This window comes from Caballeronia sp. LjRoot34 (assembly GCF_964253815.1).
Classification (GTDB): Bacteria; Pseudomonadota; Gammaproteobacteria; order Burkholderiales; family Burkholderiaceae; genus Caballeronia.
Genome location: NZ_CAXUSB020000004.1, coordinates 292,158 through 315,554 on the forward strand (window position 1 = coordinate 292,158; position 23,397 = coordinate 315,554).

At 58.0% G+C, this 23,397-nt stretch carries 21 protein-coding genes and 1 pseudogene; 16 read left to right on the forward strand and 6 right to left on the reverse strand.

Translation table 11 applies throughout. The features are described 5' to 3' along the window. Positions 1–213 precede the first annotated feature (213 nt). A complete protein-coding gene (locus ACSQ36_RS41690; RefSeq protein WP_436186737.1) occupies positions 214–1,503 on the forward strand; it encodes a replication protein O in 1,290 nt (429 codons plus the stop codon). A gap of 1,081 nt (positions 1,504–2,584) precedes the next feature. On the opposite strand, the gene ACSQ36_RS41695 is transcribed toward ACSQ36_RS41690, so the two are convergent. Genes ACSQ36_RS41695 through ACSQ36_RS41705 form a run of 3 tightly spaced genes read right to left on the reverse strand, consistent with a single transcriptional unit; the run spans position 2,585 to position 4,020 of the window. Beyond that, entirely contained in the window at positions 2,585–3,205 is a 621-nt protein-coding gene (locus ACSQ36_RS41695; protein ID WP_436186738.1) for a recombinase family protein, read from the reverse strand. 14 nt (positions 3,206–3,219) lie between these two features. Then, on the reverse strand, positions 3,220–3,567 hold the full coding sequence (locus ACSQ36_RS41700; RefSeq protein WP_436186739.1) for a hypothetical protein: 348 nt from the start codon (positions 3,565–3,567) through the stop codon (positions 3,220–3,222). Beyond that, positions 3,568–4,020, reverse strand: coding sequence for a hypothetical protein (locus ACSQ36_RS41705; RefSeq protein WP_436186740.1), 453 nt, complete (start codon positions 4,018–4,020; stop codon positions 3,568–3,570). 200 nt (positions 4,021–4,220) lie between these two features. Between ACSQ36_RS41705 and ACSQ36_RS41710 the strand changes: the two are divergent. Beyond that, positions 4,221–4,397 (forward strand): annotated as a pseudogene (locus tag ACSQ36_RS41710) (IS3 family transposase); the annotation flags it as partial. Between the two features lie 211 nt (positions 4,398–4,608). Here ACSQ36_RS41710 and ACSQ36_RS41715 read toward each other — a convergent pair. Further along, the gene (locus tag ACSQ36_RS41715) at positions 4,609–5,463 is read right to left on the reverse strand and encodes a hypothetical protein (RefSeq protein WP_436186741.1); all 855 of its coding nucleotides are present in this window, start codon (positions 5,461–5,463) and stop codon (positions 4,609–4,611) included. A 641-nt stretch (positions 5,464–6,104) separates the two neighbouring features. Here ACSQ36_RS41715 and ACSQ36_RS41720 point away from each other — a divergent pair. The 14 genes from ACSQ36_RS41720 to ACSQ36_RS41785 all read left to right on the forward strand — a co-directional run bounded on the left by ACSQ36_RS41720 (position 6,105) and on the right by ACSQ36_RS41785 (position 20,975). Beyond that, positions 6,105–6,809 carry a type IV secretion system protein gene (locus ACSQ36_RS41720; RefSeq protein ID WP_436186742.1) on the forward strand — a complete coding sequence of 235 codons (705 nt, stop codon included), beginning with the start codon at positions 6,105–6,107 and terminating at the stop codon, positions 6,807–6,809. 89 nt (positions 6,810–6,898) lie between these two features. Then, entirely contained in the window at positions 6,899–7,684 is a 786-nt protein-coding gene (locus ACSQ36_RS41725) for a TrbG/VirB9 family P-type conjugative transfer protein (RefSeq protein ID WP_436187001.1), read from the forward strand. Positions 7,685–7,689: 5 nt separating this feature from the next. After that, positions 7,690–8,940 carry a TrbI/VirB10 family protein gene (locus tag ACSQ36_RS41730; protein WP_436186743.1) on the forward strand — a complete coding sequence of 417 codons (1,251 nt, stop codon included), beginning with the start codon at positions 7,690–7,692 and terminating at the stop codon, positions 8,938–8,940. Next, entirely contained in the window at positions 8,933–9,736 is an 804-nt protein-coding gene (locus ACSQ36_RS41735) for a transglycosylase SLT domain-containing protein (protein ID WP_436186744.1), read from the forward strand. The genes ACSQ36_RS41730 and ACSQ36_RS41735 overlap by 8 nt, the downstream gene beginning before the upstream one ends. Continuing rightward, positions 9,733–10,971: a hypothetical protein gene (locus tag ACSQ36_RS41740; protein ID WP_436186745.1), complete on the forward strand. Its 1,239-nt coding sequence runs from the start codon at positions 9,733–9,735 to the stop codon at positions 10,969–10,971. The genes ACSQ36_RS41735 and ACSQ36_RS41740 overlap by 4 nt, the downstream gene beginning before the upstream one ends. 11 nt (positions 10,972–10,982) lie before the next feature. Then, positions 10,983–11,411, forward strand: a complete 429-nt coding sequence (locus ACSQ36_RS41745) for a lytic transglycosylase domain-containing protein (protein ID WP_062175089.1) — start codon at positions 10,983–10,985, stop codon at positions 11,409–11,411. 22 nt (positions 11,412–11,433) lie between these two features. Then, complete coding sequence (locus ACSQ36_RS41750; RefSeq protein WP_436186746.1) at positions 11,434–12,033, forward strand: toxin co-regulated pilus biosynthesis Q family protein; 600 nt, start codon at positions 11,434–11,436, stop codon at positions 12,031–12,033. A 5-nt stretch (positions 12,034–12,038) separates the two neighbouring features. Continuing rightward, positions 12,039–13,709 carry a type II secretory pathway protein gene (locus tag ACSQ36_RS41755; RefSeq protein WP_436186747.1) on the forward strand — a complete coding sequence of 557 codons (1,671 nt, stop codon included), beginning with the start codon at positions 12,039–12,041 and terminating at the stop codon, positions 13,707–13,709. An 8-nt stretch (positions 13,710–13,717) separates the two neighbouring features. Then, complete coding sequence (locus tag ACSQ36_RS41760) at positions 13,718–14,998, forward strand: hypothetical protein (protein ID WP_436186748.1); 1,281 nt, start codon at positions 13,718–13,720, stop codon at positions 14,996–14,998. Further along, a complete protein-coding gene (locus tag ACSQ36_RS41765; RefSeq protein WP_436186749.1) occupies positions 14,985–15,572 on the forward strand; it encodes a hypothetical protein in 588 nt (195 codons plus the stop codon). The genes ACSQ36_RS41760 and ACSQ36_RS41765 overlap by 14 nt, the downstream gene beginning before the upstream one ends. Positions 15,573–15,575: 3 nt before the next feature. After that, a complete protein-coding gene (locus ACSQ36_RS41770; protein ID WP_436186750.1) occupies positions 15,576–17,744 on the forward strand; it encodes a GspE/PulE family protein in 2,169 nt (722 codons plus the stop codon). Positions 17,745–17,761: 17 nt separating this feature from the next. Then, positions 17,762–18,880, forward strand: coding sequence for a type II secretion system protein (locus tag ACSQ36_RS41775; RefSeq protein ID WP_436186751.1), 1,119 nt, complete (start codon positions 17,762–17,764; stop codon positions 18,878–18,880). Between the two features lie 13 nt (positions 18,881–18,893). Further along, positions 18,894–19,514 (forward strand): hypothetical protein, encoded by a 621-nt coding sequence (locus ACSQ36_RS41780; RefSeq protein ID WP_436186752.1) that lies wholly within the window; start codon positions 18,894–18,896, stop codon positions 19,512–19,514. A gap of 15 nt (positions 19,515–19,529) precedes the next feature. Beyond that, entirely contained in the window at positions 19,530–20,975 is a 1,446-nt protein-coding gene (locus ACSQ36_RS41785; RefSeq protein ID WP_436186753.1) for a hypothetical protein, read from the forward strand. A 742-nt stretch (positions 20,976–21,717) separates the two neighbouring features. Here ACSQ36_RS41785 and ACSQ36_RS41790 read toward each other — a convergent pair. After that, positions 21,718–22,818, reverse strand: a complete 1,101-nt coding sequence (locus tag ACSQ36_RS41790) for a CAP domain-containing protein (protein WP_436186754.1) — start codon at positions 22,816–22,818, stop codon at positions 21,718–21,720. A gap of 202 nt (positions 22,819–23,020) precedes the next feature. Then, the gene (locus ACSQ36_RS41795; RefSeq protein ID WP_436186755.1) at positions 23,021–23,395 is read right to left on the reverse strand and encodes a hypothetical protein; all 375 of its coding nucleotides are present in this window, start codon (positions 23,393–23,395) and stop codon (positions 23,021–23,023) included. Positions 23,396–23,397: the final 2 nt, after the last annotated feature.

The following is a 23,397-nucleotide window of genomic DNA, read 5'->3' on the forward strand; positions in this document are numbered from 1 at the left end:
GGATCAAGAGAATCGAGATGATTTAATCAGACTTGGAAAAACAGAAGCCTTCGGTTGGCGCCGAAGGCTTCTGAATATTGGGCTTGCTGTTGCTCACCCTGCTGCTTCACTTCCCCGACGGCAAATCGGGTAAGGACTCACATCTCGAAGTGTAGCGGATAGCGATCGGCAGTCAAGCGTTTGTCCTCCATTTTTTCAAATGGATGCATGACTATGCTTATCGCGCAACGCTTCGTTGCTGGCGAGGGTAACGATCGCCCCTCCCCGCTCGAAATAGACTCTCCAAACCTCGACAGTGAGGCGCTTGATAACTTCGCGTGTGATCGCTCCAACCTACCCTGGATAGTCTTCCGGGCAGCGCACCGCGCGAATCACATTGCAGCCATTCCTTCACGCTCACGTGCCCTCCTCGCGGCACTCGCACGTACCGTCGACGCGCAAAAGCCGTACGCCGCTATCTTCGCCCGTCGCGAACTCCTCACCGGTCGCGCACTGCAGTCAATGCGCACGTTCTACCGCAGTCTTGATGATCTAGCCGAAGTCGGCCTCATCGTGCGAGCCCCCCAGAAGCGCCATGGTGATGCGGGACTATTCGGACGTGCCTATATTCATCTCACGGAAAAAGCAGCCGAGCTGCTGGGATTCGTCGAAGAGAAAAATCCGCCAGCCTTGGCACAAACGTCGAAATCCACAGGCGCCAGCCCACAGAATTCAGAAGCCGATGCCCAACAGGACCCTTTACTCATCCGCCCGTCTGCCACCGTGGCAGACGGAGGTATATATAAGGATCTATTCCCTAAGAATCAAAAGAGACAACCAGGAACGCTCCCGCTGGACCTTCAACGTCTGCTGAGCTTGGGTTTTCATAAATTTTTAGTTTTCAAACTCATGCGGGAAGCAAAGCAACACGGCAAGCTTCTGACCGAAGTGGTCGAAGTAACCTGGGAACACCTGAGCGCGGCGAAACGCCCCATCAGCTATCTCCGGTCTTTGCTCCGCTCGCCAGTCGATTTTGGTCACCAACTTCGCTCCCATTACGCAAAGATTCACGAACGACGCACGCGATTGAATGAGATCAAAGCCGTTGACGATCTCGTAGCACGCCACGCCGGACAAGTCTTTTTCGACGAAGCCATCAACCGGCGCTTTGAGATTTCTGCGGATGGCTGCGAGATCGCTATTCGCGATTGCCGTGAACCCCGCGCTCGCGTGTCCGCGGCCGGCTGGAAGCCGGATTTTGTCGCAGCACTCCGGGCCGGTCGCCTGCTGAGCGCATCACCGTCACACGACGCTGCGTTTGCCGAGAAATGCACGTCTTTACCTTCGGTCGCCAGCGTTAGCGTTCGCGCGGAGAGCGCTCCGAAGGAAGGCGCCAGGTCCAACATCAAACCGGCCCCGGCAGCTGCTATTTCCGCACGCCTCGCGGACATGAAACAGCTCCTTCGGGCCACATGCGCCGGCGTTCGAAAAGATGTGGCTGCGCAACCCAATGCCGCGAACTGATTGCTGGTCGCAGAGTCTAGAGAAGTAACCTTGAAGCCGCTTGCTGCGCCCCTTCGCCATCGAGAAAGTCTTCGAAATCCGCCAGCCTTTGGTCCGCAGACTAGAGGAGAGCACAGAGGCGGCGGGGGAGTGAGCAACTACACTCACGCGAGCGCACCGCATCCTAAGTGACATCGTATCCGCAGCGGTCAGATCATAGTTGTGGTGGTCGGACGAAAGAGACGCGATGTGTACTTCGCTATCTAAGGATGCAGATCTCTCATTCTTGGGCTGGACCATTGATTTTCATGCGACCCAATACGGTTTGATTGTTTGATATCCGTAACGAAAAATCTAAGGTCGCTGGGGGACGATCATGAGCCACACAAGGGAAAGAAGCACGGAGGAGGCGAGGGTTGCGCCATCTCGCATCCGAAGTCAACATCCGAAAACTAACGCACTCGCTCACGGTAAGCGCACTATCGACAACGCAAACGTGACGATCTATGTGTCGTTACCGCAATCAGAAAGAAGTCGGTACCGTATGCGCCTCGTGAGCCAGTCATAGGTCAAAAATTAGTAATCCTAAAATTTGGCGGAGAGTATCCATCTAAAACAGGATGCAGCCCTCGTCAAGGCACAGCCATTCAAGAGAGAGGCGCTCATAGTGGCACAGCGAGTTGCGCGCGCTGAAGCAGAACTCGGCCGGAGAGGTCCTTCCCGCTTAAATGATCAGAATGAGCCGTCGTTCGAGGTCATGGTCAGGTTGCTCGCCTTGGTTTGCAAACTAATGTCGCCGAAGGCTCAACTCGAGATTTGTGCCTCCAATGTTTGGCAAGATCGAATCGTTCAAGCCCCGGATGTTTTTGAATCTCAATTGAATCGATTGGGCTTTGCGCCCCGAGGCAAGCTTGTATAGCCGCCGCCCGCGTGTGTTGTGCAAGGAAACGATTAGATGGTCTGCGAAGCTGGGCGAGTGCGAGACGGCAAGAGGGGGAGGGCGCTCTGGAGTTGTAGCGCCTCGCGGACACATTTTCTGATTCCGAAGGGCCAGTTCCTAACCTGTGCATCCGGTGCCGGCCATTAGGCCCTGACTCGTCATTCACTGGCCGACAACAACGCCTCGCCGCTCTTTGGGAGCACCTGCCTGCCCGCCAAGACGCGCGTTAGCGTGGATCACCCGCTGGATTGCTTCAAACTCGTCCCAGTCAACGTATCCCTCGTGGGCATTGGGGGTCAGCGCCAACCATTGATCTCGCGGTTTGCGTTGGTCACGTTTGCGCGGTTCTACGTCCTTGTAGTGGATCGAACATTCCGTCTTGCCACAGGCATATGCGCCACCGTAGACCGGCCTGGTCAGGATCTGATACACCGTTCCGTAATACGGTCGCTTCCAGTGGACCTCGCCGCGCGGCGTGCATGCCGGCAACTGCAGGCCATGCTCCAGGAACCATAGTAGCGTCTGGCGTACCGAACCAATCGCGGCGAACTGGCGGAACACCGAACGGATAGCTTTCCGCACACGCAAATTCGGCTCCTTCTCCAGACGCTGGTCTTCGGAATTGCGATAGCCGACGGGCGCCGTGATGATGAGCTCGCCGCGTCTGGCTTTCTCGCGGCGCGCTTCCAGCGAACGCTGACGCAGAAGATTCAGTTCGTATTCGTTGTGGCTGCCCTTCAATCCAAGCAGCAAGCGGTCATTGCTTAGGCGTGGCGCGTACACTGTCTCCTGATCTATCAGTACGGTATCAACGACACGGCAAACTTCGACCAGTTACTGCCACTCGCGACTGTCGCGCGCGAATCGCGAAACCTCGCGAGCGGCAACCGCGCCGACGCGCCCAAGACAGACCTCTGCCACCATCCGTTCGAAACCCGCGCGTGTCTGCGTGTCTGCGTGCCGGCTGCAGAGCGGCCCAGATTCTCATCTATTACTTCAACCTCGTGCCAGCCCAACCGGTGCAGACGATCCAGCATCGCGTACTGCTGTATCTGGCTCTCCAGATTGTGGCTGACCTGGTAAGCCGACGACTGGCGCAAATACAGCATCGCCTTGCGCCAGTTGCTGCGCCCGGATCTTGTCACTCATCGCACACCTCCTGTTGGAGTGCGGGGGCGTACAGCCCGCGTCGGTGTTGCCGCAGCAATTGCACCAGCAAGCGCGTCGTCTGCTGCCGTACCTCCGGCGGCAGGTTCGTCCACTGCGGTGTCTTCGGGTAAGGATGAAACAGGTCGAGTTGATCGCCAGGTCGTGGGATTGTCGCGCGTCGCATCAGAACCTCCGGCAAGGAGCAAAGGATGGTGCTGGGCTTGTATCATATTCGCTTGCACGGAAAGCGACGTATCAGCCAGCAAGCGCTTCAGATCGCGCAGCGCCTCACAGGTGACGACGGGAGAAATTGCGGAAGTAACGTCACAACAGGCAGCCGGGTCGAACATCCACGGCGGCACCTCCGATACACGCGCCGTCTCCAGTGGATCGAGTGCGCAGTGCAGAACGATCTCGCCGTTCTTCTCCACCGTATTGAAGATCCGCACCGTACCTCCGTACCACGGGTGCCAGTGATAGAGAACTTCCCGCGACTCGGTAATATGCGTGTTGTGTTGACGGCTTGTATAACCGCCAACGGCGCCACTCGCGCCTAGGAAATGTCGCGCCCGCGTTGTTTGCCGAAGCGTTCAGCAAACAACAACAGGCGGCTTAAGAAAAGAGTGGCGGCTGTTGACAGTGCACCTCATACAAAGCCGAGCTGATTCATCGTCGAGTGCCCTGGAAGACCAAAGAAGCTGTGGAGTTCGCCACGCTGGAATGGGTGTCGAGGTTTAACAACCATCGACTGCTGGAACCCATCGGTTACATCCCTCCCGCTGAAGCGGAAGGAAACTACTACCGGCAACTCTCTAATCCAGCTGTCCCAATGGCAGCGCAACTTAAACCGAACAGCCTCCACGGAACCCGGGGCGGTTCACTTTTTCTGCGAAAACCTTACCCTATATGGCGCAGACCTCATCCGATGGCTCACGCGACTTAGCGACGCGATCTCAGCATTTCGCGCTTTCCTGCTGGCAACGCTCCGGGCGCAAACGTGATTGGTTCGGTCATTGACTACCAACGGTAACCAAATCTTAACGAAGTACATTTCCTTTTGGTTTAAGAATTGTTGCGATTGAAACGTTCAGTATCAATCGCAACGCATCGAGGTCTGCTGCCAAAGATCCCGTCTCGTCTGGGCAGTGGAATTCAACCACCAATTTCTTTCGCATGCGCCTAGCCTTGACGGTGATCGCCGGCCAACCTCCTGAGTTGCCTGCAGCTAAAATGGTTAGTTTTTGCTGGTTGGATAAATTGCAATCTTTCTCGGCGGTCCACGTCGCGCGTCGCACTAATGTGTTGGGACCGTACATCGCTACTAGCTTGGCGAGTTTCTGACCGGCCGACAGAGATAGGGTGCCTGCCTCGAAAAGATCCAGTACGGACCTAGGAAGATTCGATACGGCGACCGCTTGATATAGCTGATTGCGCAACCCGAGCTGTCTGCTCGCTTGGTTAATATTTTTCCATCGCTTCGATGCGAGTCCTGCATGATACTCCGCGACCAACGATTGAACTTGAAGCCGTCTGACTTCATGCTGTCCATCGTCATTAAGAAGTCTCAGTATTCGGCGCCGATCCTCATCGTCGGTCGCCGGCGTAATTGCTGCGGCTTTCATAATGAGGTTATCAACTCCATACTTCGCTTTGGCGCTAAGAAGCCGCTGTCGCGTGTAGGTGTTCAGTTCGACTTTCGCAAAAAGAGCAAGGATCTGAGGCGGCAGCGATAGGAGCGATCTAGCGTGTTTCAACTGTGCCACGGTGACCTTCGGTTCCGTCTTCGAAAGTACGTGTGAAGCCTCCGCTAGAGTGTGCCAAAGAAGCCCTTTGCCATTATCGTAGAGCCTCGCCAGTTCGAGCGGTTTCGCAATCAACGTCGCTTTATCCATGCTGTCTACTTCCCTGTTAGGCAATTTCATCTTCTACATCGAATTTTGGCCAATTTCTTGCGTTGCGCTGGAAATGTCTGGTCCACTTCTGAAATCCCATACGCAGCGATTTGGTCGCGAACCACCGCCAAATCGACCCATTAACTTTCTTTTCGTAAGGAATACACCACGTTTTCCTATTTCATGATTCGCTCAAAAATTCCATTAAAAGCTTTTAAATCAAGCCACTATTGTTTTTTTCTTGGTAGGACACCCTAAGTGCCGATTAGGGTCATGCGCTCGATAAGAGTAATCTCGCTGCCTGTCCTATTCAGCACTGAGCCGGTTCAACCACCTGCCATGCAATTTAAACGCATTAACTCGGAGGTTCCTCAAGGCAGTCGGCAGCATGCTTGAACTTGTGCAAAGTTGGTCCTGGAATAAATAGCAGAAGCAACAGGGTTTTGGGATTGGAAAGAGGGTTGATTTTGGTGCTCTTTCTGCAAAGGACCCTGAGCGCCGCTTAGGGTCTCGGGCTTCGCGACAGCACACGGATACACACTGCTCACGTATCCGGTCAAAGACGCGCAATTTCGTTCGTCTTTCCACCAAGTTTTTGGGCGTAGCGCTGTTTCAATGGTAACCATTCAACAAGGGTTGCCATGCGTCTTTTCAGAAACCAGCGCCAAGCTGCACTCGCCACCGCTCCAGGCATGTACGCCGAGGAAGATCCGAGCAAAGTCATTTTCGAAACCAGCACGCGGCTCAAGCTTGAGTCGAATCGCTGGATGCTCATCGCATTCGCCTGTGCAGCCATCGCGGCGGGAGCCGTGTGGACCCGCCAGCCCCCGCCTTCCGTGGTCCGCGTCGTGGGCGTCTCTGCTGATGTGACAGGCCATCCTGTCACAACCGAGCTCGTCGCGTACAAACCGGATTCCCAAGCGATCCGCGCCCACGTCAAAGACATGGCCGTCCGATGGTTCACGATCGAACCGGTTTTAACGGATCGGCTCGAAACGTCTCGCATGACGACAAATATCAACTCCGTCAAAGCAGAGATGATTGGAGCTGGTTCGAGTCAGTTCAAGGCTTGGCTTGATCAAGACGCACCTTTCCAGGCGATCATCGCTAATCCGAAGTTGATCCGTGAAGTCAACGTCCGAAACATTGCGCTCCTGGAAGATTCAACCGTCCTCGTCGAATTCACAACCTCGACATCACAGGCCGGCGGCGCTGGTAAGCCGGATGTCAAAGCCTATGCGCTCACCTTGCGCTACCAGATAGTCGCGCCCACTGCGGATGCGGCGCTCACGTCAAATCCATTCGGGGTCTTTATCCCGTTCTTTCGCCTCGAGCGGACTGCCTAAGCATGAACGCCAATCTCAAACACACTAGCCGGCGCGCAATCGCCATCTGTGCAGTCATGGCGATAACGGTAATCACCGCGCCTGCGGCGATGGCCAGGAAATCGGTCAGCGACGCAACGACACCTGCGATGATCGCCGACAACCCCATGAGCGCGCTCAATCCGTTCAATGGCGGCGCCGATCCTGTGACGATGCCCGGCGACGCGCGCATTGGCGTCTTTCCGTACAGCCGGGATCAGATCTACCGGGTTCTGACGGCACCGCTCAAGCTCACCACGATTGAGTTGGAGAAGGGCGAAAAACTCATTGCAGATCCCGCCATGGGTGACAGCATCCAGTGGGAGATCGACGACGACAAGTCGAACCACATCTTCATCAAGCCCCACAAAGCTGATCTTGTGAACACGCTTCACATTACGACCAACAAGCGCGAGTACGACTTCACGCTCATTGCTTCGCCGGCAGGGGGCTTTTTCTACCAGACCGTTCGCTTCCAGTATCCGCACTCGCCGATGACCCGTGTGACCTCGCGTGATGACCAGAGCGCTGGTGCGGATCGCGGCGGTGTTGATTCCGGGTCGGTCAGTGTCGCGCCAGACAAGCTGAATTGGGATTACAGCGTTGACGGCCGGACTGAGTTCACCCCGGAAGTGGTCTTCGATGACGGTCACGCCATCTGGATGCGCATGCCCCAAAAGGCGCAGTCGTGGCCGGTACCGTTTATCAAGGATCACGGCGACGCGGTTGTCGCCAACTTCATTCGTCGCGGGGATTTTCTTGTACTGCAGCGCCTGGCAGATGAGATCGTTTTGAAATCTGGCAAAGACGAAGTCACGGTCACCCGCGGTCGCCGCCGCGTGCTCGGGCTGTTCTGAACACCATGGCCAAGAAAAACCCAGCTGACAATCCCAACGAAGAGCAGATAGCGCTCACGAAGGGCAAGACGCCTCGCAACGCCATTATGAGCATCGGCATTCTTGCCGCGATTGTGATCGGTGTGTTGGGCTTCTTTTACGAACTGAAGGCCTCGAACCAGGCAGAGCAGGACGCGCGCGACAAGAAAAGTCTGGCGCTCAAATCGAGCACCGAGGGCGCGGGCGACAAGGGGCCAACTGATATAGAGCAGGAAATCCGCAAGCAGCGGGATGCAGCGGCGGCAGACGCAGCAGCGCGCGCAGCGTCCGATGCGGCCGCTGCCCAGCATCCCGTCAAGCCGATGCTGACGGGGACCGATTTCCAAAGCGAAATTGACAAGGGTGGGGCGGATACGCAGGCGCTTGCACGCAATGCAGCTCAGGACGCAATTTACACGTCCTCCGTGTTCAAACAGTCAGGCGGGTCGCGCAATAACGCTCAGCAAGCGACAACGCTTCCCCCAGGTGTTCTCTCGTTGGAAGAGTTTCGTGCATCACGAGCCGCCGCGGGTGACCCCAGCGCGGAGCAGCTGGCCATGCAGCTTGCGAAGCAGGGGCAAGCACCTGAAGACCGGGATCGCGCGTTTCTTCGTGAGGCCGCCGCACAAGGGGGCATTGAACAGACAACGTTCAACGGTCGCTCACGCGGCTGCACGCTTACGCCCCCTCACAACATTCACGTAAAGACGATTGAAGGCCTAAATTCGGACAAGCCGGGACGTGTCGCGCTCATGGTCGATGAAGACGTATACGACAGCCTCCAAGGCGACTGCCTGATGATCCCTAAAGGCTCGTTCATCAACGGCCAATACAGCGCGGACGTCAAGGTTGGTCAGGAGCGCTTGCTCGTTGCCTCGACAAGCCTGCGCTTGCCCAACGGAAAGAGCGTGCCGATGAATGGCATGCAAGGTGCGGACCAGAATGGCTATGCCGGATTCTCCGGCGACGTGAACAATCACTTTCTCAAGATCTTTGGTGCTGGCTTCATCACTGCGATCCTGCTGAAGTCATTTGACAACGGCGCGCAGACAGCGACGAACTCCAGCCCCAATGGCGTCACGACCTACGGCAGCACTGCAGGTCAGGTCGCCGCGACGACGGCGCAAGCCGTCTTGCAGCGCAACCAGAATATACCGCCCACGATCACGGTCGATCCGGGTGAGAAGTTCCTCGTGCAAGTCACGCAGGACATCGTTATGGAGCCCTACCATGACTAACGCGCTCCTCGCGGCAGCGCTGCTTTTCATTGGATCCTCATGTCATGCGGCCACGATCGAAGAGATCATCAGCCCGACACAGTTTGTCGTATCGAGTGCCGGACAGCGCACGATCCTTGATATCGAAGGCACCCCGGTTTATGCATGCGGTATGAAACCGTTTCAGTCGTGGGCGCAACGGCTTGAGGGTCAAGCAGTGGAAATGGGGCAGGGCGCAACGCCGACCGTCAAAGTTGATGGAGCGCCCGTTAGTCTGCTTGCCATCCTCGTGAGCGGTGGATGGGTACAACCCGGCGTCCTAAGCGATGACGCGCAGGCTGCGATGACCGAGCGGCGTGGCGGCTGGGCATGCGCATCCGCGCAAGCGCCGTTCGACGCGATGCATTCCACAGTCGACCCGAAGATCCTCGCCGGGATAGCACTCAACGAATCCGCCTACAACGGTCGGGCGTGGCCATGGACGCTGAACGTGGCCGGTCGCGGATTCTTCTTTCGCACGCGCGAGGACGCCTATCGCGCGATTCGCATCCTGATCGCGGATGGTCGAAGTGACTTCGACATTGGCATCATGCAAGTGAACTGGGGATACCACTCGAAGTGCTTTGCTTCGCCGTGGGACGCCTTGAGTCCGGCGACCAACATCCACGTCGCCGAAGACATTCTCAACGAGAACTATCAGAAGACGCATTCCGCGGTGAAAGCGGTGGCGTACTACCACAGCGCTAACCCGCAGCCAGGTCGTGAATATCTCGCGCGGTTCGTCCAGCACCTCTCTCAAATCGATCGCGGCTTATGAAGCAATCACTCACAGTCGTCTCTATGGCGTTGGCACTGCTCTCAGTGAATGTCGCGCTCGCCGGCACCGACCCATTCGACTTCGACTACGAAATCGCCGGCAACGTGCTCGAGCGTCCCGCGCTCGTCTTCAATGATGGAAGTTCGACGTACTTCCAGCCCCGGGCGGGACAGAATCTGCGCGTCGAGGGCGGCCACAACGAAGGACCTTACGTCGTCGTCCCGGGCACCCCGGACGTGATCCATTACTCCACGGGGCAAACCACTGCCACGGCGTACTGGAAGAAAGCGAACCGCTTCATGGGCGACACGACCCGCGAAAGCGACGATCTCCCGTCTGGGTTCACGGGGTTTTCAGGTCGACTCGCGCTTATCGGTGCGCACTCGCACCTTGAAAGCACGCGCGCGCTGAACGCCACCATGCCCCTGTCGCAGATGGTCAAGGCGTTGGTGCCGCAGGGGTGGACGGGGTCGGCGCAGAAAGATATCGACCTTACCGCATCAACGAGTTTCGCAACACGGGATGGCGAAAACTGGATGCAGTCGTTCGACCGGCTGATCGCCTCATCCGACATGTACGCGGATGTCGATTTTGATGCGCGGCATGTCACCTTGCGGCGCTCGGCACCCAAGTCGGTGGCGGTGAACTATGTGGCGAGCAATGGGCCATCGGCCTCGACATCGACGATCGCGGATCCAATTGCTGCGATTGCCGCGAGCTCTGCAGACGCCCCCGTCCGTGATTCGTTGCTTGCCTCAAAGCTTGGCGCGGTCGCCATTCGCGACGGCGACGATGCACATGTCCAGATCAAATTCGCGGCGAAACCCGCAGCCGAAATCAAAGTGGTCGATGAAAGCGGCAAGTCGTTGCGCCCGAAGTGGGATGACGCCGGCAATGTACTCACGATCAACCGCGCTGAGCGCTTTGTTGTATCGAACGGCGCGGACCAAGTGGAAGTGGCCCGGGTCGCTGGAACGGTCTACGAATTCGACGCCGGGAATAAGGCCGCGTTGGAGAGTGTGTTCGACAAGGACGGATCGACGTTCTTCAAATTCGCCGATTCGGTCGGTCACGTAACCGTGGCTGATGCGAGGCATCTCGGTACGGGCGAGCAGAAAGGCCGCTATTACAAGTTCAACGGCACGTCCGACCAGTTCATCGTCAATGCGGACGGCAACGTTGTGAATGTGACGCGTCGCCATGACGTGCGCTTCTTCGACAGAGCCAAATCGTGAGCACGGCCGTCATGACGATCAACCATCTTCTTGCTGGCGTCGTGCTGTGGCTCGTGGCTGCCCCGTCGATCGCACGCGCCGATTGCCTTGATGATGCAGCTGCATTTCATCGCGTGAATGTGGTCCTCGTGCGCGCCATTGCGCAACAAGAATCGGGCATGCGTGCAAACGCCGTCAACGTGAATCGCGATGGCTCAGAAGACATTGGCCTAATGCAGATCAACAGCTCCTGGTTGCCAAAGCTATCGCGGTGGGGCATCACCCGCGAACGCCTTTTCGACGCATGCGTGAACAGCTACGTCGGCACCTGGATCCTCGCGTCGAACATCAAACAGTTTGGGCCGACCTGGCGCGCTGTGGGCGCGTACAACGCCGTGTCCAGTTCGAAGCAACTGATTTATGCCACCCATATTTATCGCCGCATCCAGCGCGGCAACTGACCTCATGACGTCGAACACTCTTATGAAAACATCTTTCCTGTTTCGTCCGGTCGGCCGCTTTCTCGCGATTTTGATGCTGGCCGCGGCCGCCAATGCGATGGCGGCCGATCCTGATCAGTCCCGCTTGGCAGCGCCGGCTGGCGACGGTTGGCAAGTGTTGTCCGCCACGAGCAGCCCCAAAGCAACTGTGGCGCCGATGAAGATGGCGCCTGCAAGCGCGGCTTCCAACGATGCCTTTGCATCGCGAGGTACCAGTTCCGTGGACACCAAGCCGATCCAGATAGCCTTGGCTCCGACATCGACTGCCGTTGCACCGGTCGTGCTTCCTTCGCCGTCGGCTGCCGTCGCACCCAACGGCATCCTGACCTTCTCGACCACACCTCAAGACTCCAACCTGCGCAACGCGCTTGATCGTTGGCTTCAGCAGCAGGGATGGCAACTCGCCTGGAAGATCGATGACGATCTGCCGCTTGAATTCAATGCGACGTTTTCCGGTGACTTCAAGTCGATCCTCACACAGGTCATGCAGGCCACCAATCACATGCGCACGCCCACCCGCGTATGCAAGCACACCAACAACGTGATCCGCGTCGTCGCACGCGCGGCCAATTGCCAAGAGTAATCATCATGCGCCATAACACGATCAAAATTGCCGCGTCGCTTACCCTGGCCTCGATGCTCTCGGGCTGCGCTGTTAGCCAAATGGACGTCAATCGGGCGTACTCGGCGGCCGCCGCTGACGCGGCGAACGCAATGGGCAATGGTCCAGAATCCATGCCCCTCGTTGAGGAGGTACCGACTGCATTTCTCGGCGACCGTCTCGTACCTGTGGCTTATGAAGCGACGCTCCCGGCGGTCTTTCGCGACAAGATGGTGACGTTCCCGCCGAACCTGCCAATCTCCAGGATCGGCACGCTCGTTTCGAGTGCAACCGGGTATCCGGTCCACATTAGTCCGGACGTGTTTATCCCGCGTGAATCGCTGATTCCGAGAAGCGCCGGGTCCGCATCCGTTGCTCCGGCGGTTGCGGCCGGCGCGCCGATGGGTGGATTGGGCGGACCACTGCCTACCTCACTGGCAAGCGCAAGTGTCAAATCAGGCGTGGAGCCGGTGTACGCACAGCCCTGCGATTGCAAGGTGGGACAGTACCTGCGCGGCGTAACCGAAGATCTCGGGCTCGACTGGAGCTTCGACGGCACAACAATCGCGATCTCCCGTTTCGTGACGAAGACGTTCACCATTTCTGCAATCCCCGGAAAGGTTAGCGTGAAGTCGTCGATGTCTAAAGGCACGGACACCTCGACCGGCAACCAATCGTCGGGAACGACCGGTGGCTCGTCGGGCAATACGGGTTCCTTCTCCGCTGTGACGTCGACCGGCCGGGACGGGTCGTTTGATCAGATTGCGTTGATCCAGGACGAATTGAATCAGTTGAAGTCGCCCATGGGTGTGGTGACGGTGAATCCGCAAAGCCGGCTCGTAATGGTGCGCGATACGAAAGAGGCAGTCGATCGCATGGGTGCACTGCTTGCACGCGAGAACGCCATTTCGACGCGTCAGGTTGCGTTGCGTGTGCGCACGCTGCAGTTCGACATCAACGACGGAACGCAAGCAGGCATCAGTGCCGATGTGATCTTCAACCGCATCTCGGACGGCTTGAAGAAGTACTCGGTGGCCTTTGGTTCGCCGACGTCACTTGCGACATCAGCCGGTTCGGTCGGCTTGTCCGTCCTGCGAGCCAACTCGCCGCTCGAAGGCACGAACGCTGTGATCAACGGCGTGAACAGCTACGGCAAGACCGTGCAGGACAACACGGTTACCAAGATGACCTTGAACGGCCTGCCAGTGTCAGTGGGTTCTTTCGAGACGAAGGGCTATCTCGCGGCCACGACGCCTTCTGCAGGCGGAATCGTCGGATCGTCGGGCGGCTCTGTCGGGCTGCAACCGGGTTCGGTTACCGTTGGCGACTTCGTGAACATCTTGCCGTCTGTCAACGATCACAACCAGATCGTCTTGTCGTACTGGAGCGATAGCTCGAAGCTCAATGGTCCTTTCCAGACGATCAGCGCGGGCTCGGGCGCTACGCTGCAGCAAATCCAACTGCCGGACATCATCGGCAGCAAGGATGACCAGACGATTGCCCTTTCCGACGGTCAGACAATGGTTCTGTATGGGGCTGTGACCAACCACTACGACGCGGCGAGCAATAACGGCATCGCCGGGTTGAGTGGCGCGTGGAACAAGTCGCGCACGTTCCAGGTGATCATGCTCACGGCCACCGTTGTTTCGTCGATGTGAGCGCCGGTATGCATCTCGAACCTATTCCAGGAGAGAAGGGCGCACGGCTCGCGTTTGGCCTTGAGTGGCGCGCCTACGCGACCAAGGGCGCGGCTGCTGAACGACGCCGCTATGCCGAACAATTTGACGCGACGCATTACGTCGAGCTCAAAACGAACGGCGAGACAATCGGGGGCTTCTGCAACCTTGACCCCGATGAGCGCAAGGGCTTAAAGCTTTACTCGGCAGCCGCTCGCATCGCGCTGCTTGAAATCGTGCGCGCGAAACCGGCCGTGCTTGTATTGATCCAGAACGACCAGCGCGTGCACTTTGTTCACGTGTTGCGTGGTGCTGTGTCGGTTGACGAAGACGTTCCGCTCGTCTCGCTCGATGCGCGGCGCGTGGCGCTCGAGGATCAGTGCGCGAAGATCAACCTCCCGTTGGTGACGCTCGGCCACGGCGCCCAGCTTCACAACCTCGATGAGCCCTTTCCTATCCGCGAGTTGCTCGCTGCGCGCAAGACGGCCGAGATCAAGAAGGTGCCGGTCAAGCTTCCGACCGCACTTCCTTTGCTTGTAATCGCGTGCGCAGGGTTCTTTGGCGTGAGCAAAGCAATCGACTTCTTCAATCCGCCGCCGCCGCCCGCACCCCCACCGCCCACGTACATGCAGGAATATCAAACTGCGGTCGCGCGGGTATTTACGGCGCCGGCCCCGCTTGCATCGGTGATGGCGCCCCGACTACTCGCCGCATTCGGTGGGCAGGAAAGCAATTTCGCCGGATGGCAGTTCTGGAAGGCGACCTGTAACGCGACCGGCCCCTGCAAGGTCACATACAAGCGGCAGGGCGGAACGTTCAAGGACTTCGACGCAAACGCGCCCGAGCGCGTCCGACCTGTGGTCTTCAATGCCAACGGCTGGCAGCTCGATACGAAAGGCCCACAGGTAATCGTGGTCGAGCGCGTCGCGCTCGCTCAGGCCAAAACCTGGCCGACATCGCAAGCGCTCATCAAAGCGTTGCAGACAGAGCCGCAAAAGTTGTCGGTCACGCCATTCACGCTCGATAGCCACGGGTACGTCGTCGATATCAAAGAGCCGGAGCGCATTCTCGCGCGCCAGCCGCAGCCGGGAGAGATGCATGGGCCTCTCATCATGCGCGGCCAGTGGGAGATCGATGGATACAAATGGCAAGCACCGCTGCTCGCGCGCCTGCCCGACAACATGACGCTCGACTCCTTGGACCTCGAATTAAAGGAAGACGGTACCGGCGTTCATTTCACCGCAAAGGGTAAATATTATGTTTATAAGTAAAACCGCTCTGGCCGGTGCAGTGGCACTCGCGCTTGCAGGCGGGCTGCATGCAGAAGAAAAACATCTCACGCTTGACGACATCGACACGCTCGCGCGCCAGAAGATAGTCGACAGCATGAAGAAGACGCCTGACGGCAATGCGAGCCAACAGGCAACCCCAATGCTCGGGGCGTCGCTGCCAGCGGCGCCTGTGCCCGCTCAGGCGGCTGCAGAAGCCTCCAAGGCCGTGCCGCGGCGCACCGTCGCCCCGGTCGTGCGCGCGATACCGGTCACGTTCCTTGGCGCATTCAGCGACTCGACGGGGTCGTACGTCCTGTACGACTACATGGGTGCGATCTACCCGGGCCGGCAAGGCACGAAGCTTCTCAATGGCTGGACCGTGTCTCGCATCGATGGCTATCAGGTCACCGTCACGGAGGGCAAGCGCAGTTGGAGCCAGGTGATCGTCGCTCAGGCAATCCCTGTGGCCGACCCATCGCCTCCTAGTTCGAGCATGCAGGCGCTTAATGATCTGAACAGCCCGTTGCCCAGCGCACCGGGCGGAAATTCCGTTTTTATTCCTGTGGGGAAATAAGCCATGAGTCTTTTTGGTGGAATTGACGATGATGTGCCTGAGGCACGCTCAGGGTTCTTCAAGCGGTTGCGTACCCCGAAAGCAAGCTTTGTAGAGCCGGCCGGCGCGATTGAGCCGCGTATGCAGCCTACGCGCGCAACTGTCGGCCCGGTGAGTTTCCTTGGGCGTAATCTGTCAGCGGACGTCGAGGATGTGGAAAGCGTCGACGTTGACGAAGAGCTAAAGCATAGCGAAGCAACGGACACCACCGTTGTTACGGGCAAGGAGAAGATTGTTGCTGAGCAGGTGGCGATTGAGTCGATATCGCGCGCGATCGATGCAGCGAGCGCCAGCAACGTTGAGCACGGTGACGAAACGGCGAAAGCGGTCGATAGTGGGCAGGCGGCCGCAACGGCAACGAGCGCAACATCAGACCTAGCTAAACCCGTCTCGCCAGAGCCTTTCGTCGTCCCGGAAATTTTGAGCGACGAAGACAAGGCATTCAACGAAAAGGCCGACACGCTTTTTACGCAATCTGGACGCCCGCACCTCGTATCTGCTGAAGCGCTACCCGACTACAAGCGCATTCTGACGGCCGCTGATGATGACGCGGCGTTGCGAATTCCCGCTGCCGCACGCAAGGAATTTATCGCTGTCGAGCTGCAACCGGGTGTTGCGATTTCGGTCGCGACGGCACGGTTTTGCGAGCGTGCCCAATATGCGACTTTCATCAAGGACTTGGCTACCGCCGACGTGTTCGTGCGCGAAGAACTGGTCGCGGCAGAAGAAGTGATTGCCGCGATCTACGCCGGCAAAGCGGTGGCAGCAGTGAAGGGCGGGTTGCGTGAATCGTCGCGCGCCATCGGAAACTTTCGTGACGTCATCGAAGCCGCGCATCACTACGGCGCAAGTGACGTGCACTTCGAGCCGCGAGAGTTCGAAAACGACGTGGAGGTGCGCTTCCGTGTGAACGGAGACCTCTATACCTACGAAAAATTACCGAAGACCATCGTGCGACGCGCCTTGTTCGCAGCCTACAGCGACCTGGTTCAGCGCAACACCAACTCGGGTAATAGCTTTCAGCCGAGCGCGCCACAGTCTGCGATGATTCCGCTGGTCGTGAAAACCGATACCGTCAACCTGCGCTGGCAATCGTCACCGCTTGTTGGCGGCTATGACGTGGCGCTTCGGCTACTCGATGGCAATTTCAAGAACTACAAAGTCCTCTTGCCCAAGGACATGGGCTTTGAGCCTAGCCAGCTTGAGTTGATCGATACACTCAACTATGTGAGCGGCGGCATTACGGCTTTGACCGGCGAAACCGGTTCAGGGAAGACGACGACATTGCGGGCGCTCTCATATCAGCTTCCTGATCGGGATCTCAAGAAGCAGTTCGCCGTGAACGAGCCTTCCGAATATCCGATGCCCTGGCTGTCGGACTATTCGATCATCCGCAGGCCCGACGAGACCGACGAAGAAGCGAACCGCAAATACGCGGAAGTGATCCGTACGCTGATGCGTCAGGACCCCGACGATCTGACCATCGGCGAGGTGCGGGACAAGGTGGTGATGGGTCTGGTTGCGGAACTCGCGCTTACTGGTCACCCCGTGCGCTTCTCGCTGCACGCAGGCGACATCATCGCGGCCATCATGCGAATGGCGGGTGGCCGTTTGCAGTTGCCCATCGATGAGCTTGCCTCCGAGGGCTTCATCAACGCGGTCGGCAATCAGAAGCTCATCCCGACGCTTTGCGACCACTGCAAGATCCCCGCTGAAGATGTCATGCCGAAAGCCGACCTCGAGATCCTTCGCCGCAAGTTTGGTCTGGACACTTCGAAAATGGCATGCCGGAATATGGAGGGGTGCGCTCATTGCCGCTTGGTCGGGCTGACGACGCGTTCCGGAAAGGTCGCCGGCGGCACGAAGCGCCAATCCGTTGTCGCTGAACTTTACCGCCCGACGCCCGAGTTCCTCGAGCGGGTGAGCCACAAGGATTGGGCTGGCGCGCGTCAAGTTTGGCGCGGTTCACGTAAATCCGGGTTCGAGGATGGGGACATGACCGGAAAGACGCTATATGAACACGCTCTTTACAAGGTTTCGCGCGGATTAATTGATCCACAATTTGTGAATCGTTCGATGCAGGGCTTTTCGCAATACCGCGTCATGCCCGGCGTCGATGGTCTGATGCCCTAAGCGCTTGCGGATACACCATGTTCAACCTAATCGGAAAGATGTTGCCCGCGCGGCAGCGGGAAGCGTATGCACGCTGGCGCTTTCAAAAGGTGCGCGAAGTCTTCTATCGCGAAACGCGGTTGGATATTGCGAAGAAGGGGTTGCGCAATACCGAGACGCTTTTTGACCGGCTCGAAACGTACGAGAAGCGTAATCGTTCTCGCGGGCAGGTCGTCTGGACTGTTTTCGCGAGAATCCGCGAGACGATGCAACGGGGAGAAAGCTTCTCTGTCGCGATCAAGCCGTTCATCCCAGGCGACGAATACGCACTGCTCGATATCGCCGACGAGTCCGCTCAACAAGACGCGGTGGTTCGCGGGTTCGAACTTGCCGAAATGGCGGCAAGCGCCAAACGCGTGCTGTCGGCTACGACGCAACTGCAGATGGCGTATCCGGCATTGCTGCTGGTCTACATGTACGGCTACTGCATGTTGTTCGGCGGGGCGATCTATCCGCAGATCCTGGATTCCAAGCCGCTGGACCAATGGCCGGACGCGGGTCGATGGCTCTACCACGTCGACACCTTCGCATACGACTACTGGTGGTTCTCGCTGTGCCTGGTGATCGGCCTCGTAACGATGTACTTCTACTCCCTCAAACGCTGGACCGGGCATGTTCGAAACAAGTTCGATCGCATGCCGATGCTGTGGCGTAATCGGCGAGACCTTCGAGCTGCGCTTCTGATCGTGTCGCTTGCTGGTCTTTTCGATTCCAACTTGACCCTGCGCGCTGCGCTCGACCGGTTGCTGAAAACATCCGATCCGTGGCTGCGCTGGCACCTGAAATCCATGCATCGGCGTCTGACCGCGCGATCGGACGAGCCGATGCGTGCGCTGGATACCGGCATCTTCTCGTTGGAGATCGTCGACACGATCACTGACGCGGCGGGGCGCGATCAATTCGAAGCGGCGATCAAAAATCTCGGTCGGCAGTCACTGGATCGCGTGGTCGACTCCGTCAAGCGAAACGCGCGTGTCACGCATTACCTCATGCTCGGCTTTGCGGCCGCGCTGTTCCTCACCATCGGTATCGGCTCCTATGTGATGACCGGCGCCATCAGCATGACACCGGGTGCGCCCGGCGTCTCAATCAACTAAAAGGAGCTTGGCCATGAAGCACAACGAACAGGTACACCTCGACGCCGCTGCGCTTGCGAAATCAAGCCGTCGGCAACGCATGCTCATGATCGCCCGCAGGACGAAACAATCGGGCGAGTTGTCCATGATCGAAGCAGGCGCGGTCATGGCGGGCGCTGCCTTGCTCGCGCTTGCGGTGTATGCAGGGGGCAAGTATGTGCTTGACCTGATTCACTCCTCGCAGTTCAAGAGCGAGGCGCAGATGTTCCACACGGGCATTTTGAACGCGACGCAAAACGACGCGGACTTCTCCGCTGAGACGTTGCAGGTTCTCGCGCAGAACCATGCTTTCGACTCGGCAGGCTCGCGTGTTTCCACCGACAAGTCGACGATCAAGGGTCTCTTTAACGGCACGCTCTCAACCAGCGTGGGTACGCTGGTGACGGCGAATGATTCGTTGATCTTGACCTATCCGGTCACGGCGACGATTTGTTCGCTTAGCGTTGCGGCATTGACCACGGTCTACACGCAGGTATCGGTGAACGGTACGATTGTGGCCTCGCCCACCTTGCCGTTTAGCTCAAGCACTGCGGCCACGTCGTGCGCCTCGGCCGGTGCGACGGCGAGCCTCCAGCTGTACACGACTCGCACGTAAGGCGGGGCTGCCGACATGGGAAGCATTCTGGAGATGTTGATTGTCCTGGTCGGCGCGGCCTTGCTGACAGTGCAGGGTATTAAGGAAGACATCGCCGCCAAGCACACGAACCTGCTGCAGATCGAGGGCCAAAATCTCGCGTCGATCAATGCGGCGCTCGGCAGCTACGTGACGGCCCAGTATGGATCGTTGATTCCGGCCGGCTACTCGCAAACGGTCGCGACGCCAATTACACCGCCATCGCTGTTGCAACTCAGCGCCTTGGCCAACAATCGGGTGACTTTTAAAAACGGGCCGTTCTGGGGCGGCACGTATCAGATTGCGATGATGATCGTGCCCGACGCCTGTTCGACCGCAGCGGGGACGTGTCACATCGCTACCTCGCTATACCCGAGCTTGCCGTTGATGAAGGCGGGATCCGCTGACATCGAAGGCGCCGGGATCATCGCTTCAGCAGGCGGTAGTTCGTTTGGCTACTCGACCAACCGAGCGCCGTCTGTCATCACAGGCATCCAGGGGAAGTGGACGCTCGCGAATCCGAATGGCAACAAGAGCGGCACGATCCTGGCCATCAACGGCTTTGGCGCCGACGGGAATTCTCCATATTACCGGCGCGACGGCACGCTGCCCTTGACCGGTACGATGAACGCGAACAATCAGGACATGCAGAACATCGGCAATATGTCCGGGAAGACACTCGCGTTGCAGGCGGGCAATAGCCTGAATATCGGCGGAGGTGCCACTTACTACGGCGACGGGACAAACGCGGCTGTCCGGACCAACGGTGCACTTTTCGTCCAGAACCAGGCAGGCACTGCTGCAGCAAACGTCAATATGGGCGCGCTTAATGCAACCACCGCCACTCTATCGGCGAACGGGGGAGCGCTTACGATCGGTACCGCGGGTGTGAATTTTTACGGTGACCAAAACGGCAGTGCGGCAATTCGCGGAAACAACGGTCTGTACGTGCAGGATTTGGCTGGCAATCCCGCACCGATCCAGCAAGTGGCGAGCATCAATTCGACGGGAACGGTCACTGCGCCGGTCGTCAACTTTAACGTCGCGGCGGGCAACTGCGCATGGAACACAGTAACGATGCGCGGTGCTAATCAGATGTGGGTCTGCAACAAGTACGGCAACTGGGTGCCGTTGAGCAATCTCATCGGCAACTTTACTACTGACGCGCAACTTCAGGGGTACTACAACGGGTGGCAAATTGCTGTCCCCGCCTGCGGACCTGGGGGTTCGGCATGGTGGAAAGTGATTCCCTCATCGGTGAGCACCAACTACGCGACAGCGAACCCTCCGCTAGCCGGTGTTCGCTATGGCATGGGATACACCGGGGTGAATTGGGTGCTTCAGATCTATGACGTTCTCGCAGACGGCAATAACTCCTTGGTGCAGGATCAGCTCAGTTTGCAGGCGGAAGTTGACACTGGTTGTAGTTTTGGAAATGAATAAATGAAAACAACGAAATGGATGGCGTCGCTGGCTGTGGGCACTGCGCTGGTCGGCCCGACGCTCAGTGTGAATGCTCAATATGTGCAGAACGCTATCACGACCCCAATCGCGCCGGGGTGCGGGCCGGGAGAAAGCTGGACAAAGAATGGCGCGCGATATCAATGCGAGACACCGCAACCGTCATGTCAATACGGTTTCGCGTCTGGGCCAGTATGGACCGGTAGCTCGTGGAGTTTTTCGTGCAACGCGCCACCGCCGCCGGTGCAGCCTACGCCGGCAACGGGAGGCAACACACAAACAGTAACAAGACAGGACGAGGAAAATGCCTGTACAGCCGCGTACACGGCGTTTTGGCGTAAGGCTCCCATTGGCGGAGCTAGTGCCATGACGGGTCCGTACACAGGCAGCGGTTTAAACCAGTTTAATAATTCGGTCGCGGCAATAGCAGCGACCGGCGTTTACCTCAGCACGGCTGCGCCCGAGGTTCAAACGGGGAATCCGGGCACACCGGCTAATAGCAATGATATGTTCATTTTTCAAAACGGCGCGTACTGCTGGCTCCAGCCGGGTACAACCAACGTGACCGGCTTGGCTCTTCTTACGTGGTGCAGTCCAAATGGCGGTAGCGTGCAGTGCGGTGGTGGTGGTGTTGGCAACTAGGTTTTTACGACTTGCCGATAGCTGAAGCAAAAAGAACGCTCTATAAAAGGGCGTTCTTTTGAGGGAAATTTCACGTTTTTGACTAACTTGCGGCGGTGGTGAAGCTCCATGTAGCGCTGATCGGCGTTCCGTCACGCGCGCCGCTGAAGGTTGCGGTGTACGTCGTGTTTGCTGTCAGCGGCGCGAGCGGCAGCAGGAACGCAACGCCTTGGAATAGGGCGTTGTTCACGTCGGCCGTGACACCAGCGGATGATCCAGTCAGTGCAGCGGACGGCACGATGATCCGTGCGGCCACCACCGCCCCATTGGCCGCAGTCAACGTGAAGCTGCTTACTGTCAGCACGTCTCCTGCGTTTGCCGCGTTCACTAAAACCATGATCGGCCGTCCTGGCGCCGCGATATCCGGTGCCACATTCACATCTTCTTTCATCATCGCCAGTGCGACGTTCGGTTCGTTGACCAACGGCGAGTGCGCAATCGTAGTGGTTGGCATTTGCTGACCGCCCGACGCGTTAAACGAGTTGGCTTGCGGTGCACCGCTTACACCGGCCGTCTCGCCAAAATCGAGTACGCAGCTGTAGTTGGGATAGGAGCCGGAGTTCTGCTGGAAACCAATGCCGATCGTTTGTTGATTGCTCGTTACGCTTTGCAAGTGATAGACGGTATCGAGATAGATATTGACGCAGTTGGAGCCATAAGCAGCCGCGCTGGTTTGCGGATAGCCGGCCGCGATATCTTCACCGATCCATTCGGTTGCGGGAGCACCCGCGAGCTGCGCCCGACTCAGGGGCGTGGCACTGTAGTAGTTCGCGAAGGTCGACACTTCGTCGTGCGATAGCGCGGTCAAGTTTCCGTTCGCCAGATTCGAGTCTAGATACAGCGCATGTGCCATGGCCGAGGTATCCAGGATCGGGTCCTGAGCTACCTCACCTACGCCCATCGAAAGGCGGTAAGCGTTGAGCGTCGAGAAGGCGCTCGCCTGCATGGTTCCCGTGCCATACGTGGGAGCCGGCACAGACGTCTGCACCGCTACGGCACCAGAGGTCGTGGCGGGCGGGCTGCTCGCGCTGGAAGCAGGTGCAGCGCTATTGCTACCGCCACCGCCGCCACCACCACAAGCTGCGAGAACGAGAGAACCCGCGATAGCCAGCGCGGTCAGTTTGTATGTTTGTTTGGTCAGCATTTCTATATTCCTCGTAGGTCGTTGATGCAGTCGCATTTTTGCGATCTGCTTATTACTTAGCTTACCGAGCGCCGTGCGAAGTCAAGTCTTCGCCGCCGGTAGTTCACGCATTCAAATTAAAATTTGTGAAACTTGGCCGCGTGCATTGTAAGGGCCGGTAAGGCCGTCAGGCGACGCCCCGTTGCCCGGACGCAACCGTTTGCTATGGGTGCCGCGCCCGGCCGCGCCATCTCTTCACGCGCAGAAATATAAACGCGCCTACAAGAAACGCACCGGTGGCAACAGGCTCAGAATGGCCGACCGTTGGAAGCAGTGAAGACCCGATCCAGAGAAGCGTCAGCGAAAACGCGATTTGCTTGAACAGCTTGCTATCCAGCATCTCGACGATTCGACTTCGAGCAGGCCGGCAGATTGTCGCGTATCGCTCGTTGGATGCTTCGAGGTCGAACTCCGCCGCGTTCGCTGCCGCAGCACGCGACGCTCGATAAAACTTCTCATACCGGTGAAAGCGCGCGTCGCCTCGGCCATTAAGCCAGGACGCGGCGCTATCCGGGAACAGGTAGGCAAAGTCGTGCATTG